Raw genomic sequence first — 4,524 nt, 5'->3', positions numbered from 1 at the left:
GATGGCGGCCAGCGGGCGCATGGAGACGGCAACGATCGTCGCTGGGGCGTTCGGGCTGCTGTGCGCGGCGTGTCTGACGGATTCGTCTCGCATGGAAACGGTGTCGACGGCTGGGCGCACGTTCGTGGGCGCCGGCATGCTCGCGTGCCTGTTCTGGTATGCGACGGCTCGTTTCCGATCGAAATCGGCCGCGTCGCCGGGTTCGGAGGCTATGGCGGCGCTTTCGGCTTTGATCGTATCATCGACGACGTTCGGGCTGGTCTGCACGGTTGGGACGGGGCTTGTTTGGAAAATCCTCGTTCTGATGTACCCGCTCAATCTCCTGCTCGTCCTTGCGAAACTGGCCAAGGGGTCGAAGGACGCGGAGGCCGGCTTGTCGAACATGCGCCGCCGATTCCGTCGTTGACGAGAAAGATGCGTTTATTGAGCGGATGCGCGACTTCGGCCGACATGCATTCGCGCATGCGGAATCGGTGCGCTACACTATCGGCGAACCCGAGCACAAAGGAGCTAATCATGTGCGGAATCGTCGGATACACCGGAACGCGCCCCGTCAAGGACATCCTGATCGAAGGTCTGTCGCGACTCGAATACCGCGGCTATGACTCTGCCGGCATCGCCGTCGAGCAGGACGGCAAGCTGGAAGTCGTGCACTGCAAGGGGAAGGTGAGCGGCCTCGCGCAGCTCGTCGAGCCCCTCGAGCTGACCGGCACCTGCGGCATCGGCCACACGCGCTGGGCCACGCATGGCCGCCCCAGCGAGGCGAACGCGCATCCGCATACCTCCTGCGACGGCAGCGTAGCCGTCGTGCATAACGGCATCATCGAGAACTTCGCCGAGCTGCGCGAAGAGCTGGAAGGCCGCGGCCATACGTTCACGAGCCAGACCGACACCGAGGTCATCGCGCACCTCGTGGAGGAGAACCTGCGCGAAAGCAACGACCTCTTGCAGGCCGTGCGCGAGGCTGCCGACCGCCTGATCGGCGCCTATGCCATTGCGGCTATCAGCGACCAGGAGCCCGGCACCCTCGTGGCCGCGCGCAAGGACTCGCCGCTCGTGGTGGGGCTGGCCGAGGACGGCGCGCACGTGGCCTCCGATATCATCGCCATGATCGACGACACGCGCGACGTGGTGGTGCTCGCCGACGGCGATATGGCGAAGCTCACGCCGAATGCCGTCACGTTCTACAACGTGCGCGGCGAGGCGTACGAGCCCGAGGTGACGCACGTCGACTGGGATCTCGATGTGGCCGAGAAGGGCGGCTACCCCGACTTCATGTTGAAGGAGATCCACGAGCAGCCGCGCGTGATCCGCGACACGCTGGCGGGGCGCCTGGTGAACGGCGCGCTGTCCATCGACGAGCTGGACCTCACGCTGGAGGAGCTCAACCTTATCGACCGCGTGTACGTCATCGCCTGCGGCACGTCGTATCATGCGGGCCTCATCGCGAAGAACCTCATCGAGGGTTGGGCGCGCATCCCCACGGAAGTGGAGGTGGCCAGCGAATTCCGCTACCGTAACCCCATCATCACGCCGTCCACCCTGGTGGTGGCCGTGTCGCAGTCGGGCGAGACGGCCGACACGCTGGCCGCCATCCGCGACGCGCGCGTAAAGGGCGCGAAGGTGTTCGGCATCACGAACGTGGTGGGCTCGCCCGTGGCGCGCGAGAGCGACGGCGTCATCTACACGAAGGCCAACAAGGAGATCGCGGTGGCCTCCACCAAGTCGTTCCTGGGCCAGGTGGTGTCGCTCACGCTGCTCGCCATGCTGCTTGCCCAGGTGAAGGGCAAGCTCAAGACGAACCAGGTGCGCCTGCTGTTCCACGAGCTGGCCGACACGGCCGAGCAGGTGGAGCGCATCCTGGCCGATTCCTCGTCCATCAATGAGGCGGCGCGCGCGTGCAAGGACGCGTCGAGCGCGCTGTTCGTGGGCCGCGGCATGGGCGCCGCCATCAGCTACGAGGGCGCGCTCAAGCTCAAGGAGATCAGCTACCTGCACGCCGAGGCCTATCCGGCCGGCGAGATGAAGCACGGCCCCATCGCGCTCATCGACGAGGGCTTCCCGGTCATCGCGGTGGCCACGAAGAGCCCCGTGTACGACAAGCTGGTGTCGAACCTGCAGGAGGCGAAGGCGCGCGGCGCCATGGTGGTGGCCATCGCCACCGAGGGGGATGAAGACATTCGACACCATGCCGACCATGTCATCTACATCCCGAAGGTGCGCGACGCGTTCAGCGCCATCACGGCCAGCGTGCCGCTGCAGCTGTTCGCGCGCGCCATCGCCGTCGAGCGCGGCTGCGACGTGGACCAGCCCCGCAACCTGGCGAAATCGGTGACGGTGGAGTAACGGGGGGACCTGTGGGACCGCGAATCCGCACGGCGACGTCCAGTCGCTCGGACAGTCCTCGCTGCGCTGCGGAACTCGCTTGGTGGACGCCGCCGTGCGGATTCGCTCCGCAGGGGCCGGTACTCTGTCGGTGAATCGCCAGGTTGGATGCTGAGTCTTTAAACCGGTTTTTGGAATATGGGTGATTGGGGATTGTTGTGAGTGAGAGCGAGAAGAGCGTGACGGAGGCGGCTTCGGCGGCGTTCGAGGGCGTCGAGGGCGCGGTGGGACTTGGCGTGGACATCGTGGAAATTGCCCGCATGCGCCGCATCTTGGAGCGCACGCCCAGCTTTCGCGAGAAGGTGTTCTCCGAGGAGGAACGCTCCTACTGCGAGTCCACGGCGAACCCCGAGGTGCATTACGCTACGCGCTTCGCCGCGAAGGAGGCCGTGCTGAAGGCGCTGGGCACCGGGTTCTCGCGCGGCATCGCCAACCACGACGTGGAAGTGCGCCGCAACGCGAAGGGTCGCCCCTTCGTGGTGCTGCATGGGCGCGCTAAGGAGGTAGCCGACGAGCAGAGCGTGCGCGAGCTGCCGCTGTCGCTTTCGTACACGCACACCGACGCCGTGGCCTGCGCGCTCGCCATCACGGAGGAGTCGGTCCGCGCCCAAGAGGAGCGCGTGAACCCTATGGAGGAGCTGGCGAAGCAGTTCAAGGAAGCTCGTAGCCTGCTGGACGAGATGGACGCGCCGAAGAAGGCCTCCGAGGATCCGGCAAACTGATCGTCCCGCGCGAGGCGCGCCGTTTCGAGAGTTCGCGCGGCGCGCCTGCATTCGCGGGTCGCACGGGTGAGCCCTCCTCGTCGAGGTGCCTCGTCCTTCCCCTGCATGGAAGAGATTCAACGCTATGCATGATTTTTCGTCAGCGCCATGTACTTCGACCTGGGCTTTCCCTTTTTTGTCTCTGACAACAAGCTTCTAGAATCGTGCATAGCGCGCGATCTCTGCCATCCCGCCTCGCGTTCGCTGCTAGAGCATACGGACAAGCTCGTCCAGCCGCACGGCGGCCGACGCTAGGTGAAAAAGCGCACATGTCGCTCTCGGTCTCGTCTCGCCGCTCCCTTCGTCGAGCGTCTGAACCGATTCTTTATTTTGTTGAGTGAAAGGATTGAATTCCATCGGCGAACCTTCTAGTTTGGTTCGAACGAGCCATTGGCAAGCGAGGAGGCGCACGTTGACGCCAGAACACGAAACGCGCGGCAAGCACGAAGCGCAGCAACCGGCGCCGCAGCCAGCGCCGCGCCCGGCACCGCAGCGAACGCGGCGCATCGACTCGATCGACCCTCCCTTCGCCGACGGCGCGCCGGAAAGCTACGCGTCGTTCGTGCCCGCGTCGCGGGGCGGCCGACCGGGGCCGGTTCACGGCGGGCGCCCGGAGTCGCCGGGCGGTGGCCGACAAGGGTCGTCGAACCGGAAGCCTCCGTTCGCGAAGAAGGCCGGGCTCATTGCGGGCGGCGCGCTCGTCGCCGTGATCGCGATCGTCTACCTGGCGGGCGCGCTCGTGTTCATGGACCGCTTTATGCCCAACACCACGATCATGGGCAAGGACGTGTCGTTGAAAACCACCGCCGAGGTTCAAGATCTGTTGACCGACGTGGCGAAAAGCTACCAGCTGAGCGTGTCGGGTGAGAGGTTCTCGCTGACGCTCACCTCTTCTGACATGGGCACGGCCGTCAACAGCAGCAGCGTGACGGATGCCATGCACGCCGATGCCAGCCCGTGGGCCTGGCCGGTCGAGGTATTCGTCGTGCACGACGAAACCGACAAGCTGGTCACTTCGAACGGCAAGCTGGACGAAGCCGTGCGGAAGGCCGTCGAGGCGTTCAACGAGCAGGCCGAAGCGCCGCGCAACGCCGGGCTCGACTACGACAGCGGCGGCTCTCGGTTCGTCGTGCGCGCCGAGACCGTCGGCACTGCGCTCGATGCCGATAAGGTGGCCGAGACGGTGAACGCGGCCGTCGCTGCGATGGGGTCGAGCGCGACGCTGTCCGAGGATGCGTTGCAGCAGCCCACGCTGCTGTCCGACGATGAGCGTCTGGCGAAGGCGGCCGATGAGGCGAACAACCTGTTGAAAGCCGATTTCTCGCTGAAGCTGGGCGATACGCCCGTGGCGCAGGTGAATGCCGATGCCATCGCCGGT

Annotated in this window: 3 protein-coding genes and 1 pseudogene; all 4 read left to right on the top strand. The window is 65.5% G+C overall.

Annotated features, from left to right (window positions below; all coding sequences use genetic code 11):
- Positions 1–406 (top strand): hypothetical protein (locus ACMO6A_RS08010; protein ID WP_418471054.1); only part of this gene is annotated, 406 nt, incomplete at its 5' end.
- A 110-nt stretch (positions 407–516) separates the two neighbouring features.
- The gene (gene glmS, locus ACMO6A_RS08005) at positions 517–2,346 is read left to right on the top strand and encodes a glutamine--fructose-6-phosphate transaminase (isomerizing) (protein ID WP_015761009.1); all 1,830 of its coding nucleotides are present in this window, start codon (positions 517–519) and stop codon (positions 2,344–2,346) included.
- Positions 2,347–2,543: 197 nt separating this feature from the next.
- Entirely contained in the window at positions 2,544–3,107 is a 564-nt protein-coding gene (gene acpS / locus ACMO6A_RS08000; protein ID WP_021409925.1) for a holo-ACP synthase, read from the top strand.
- Positions 3,108–3,558: 451 nt separating this feature from the next.
- Positions 3,559–4,524 (top strand): annotated as a pseudogene (locus ACMO6A_RS07995) (hypothetical protein); the annotation flags it as partial.

This window comes from Eggerthella sp., from assembly GCF_048329335.1.
In the GTDB taxonomy this organism is placed as follows: Bacteria; Actinomycetota; Coriobacteriia; order Coriobacteriales; family Eggerthellaceae; genus Eggerthella; species Eggerthella lenta.
This window is presented reverse-complemented; position numbering and strand designations above follow the sequence as displayed.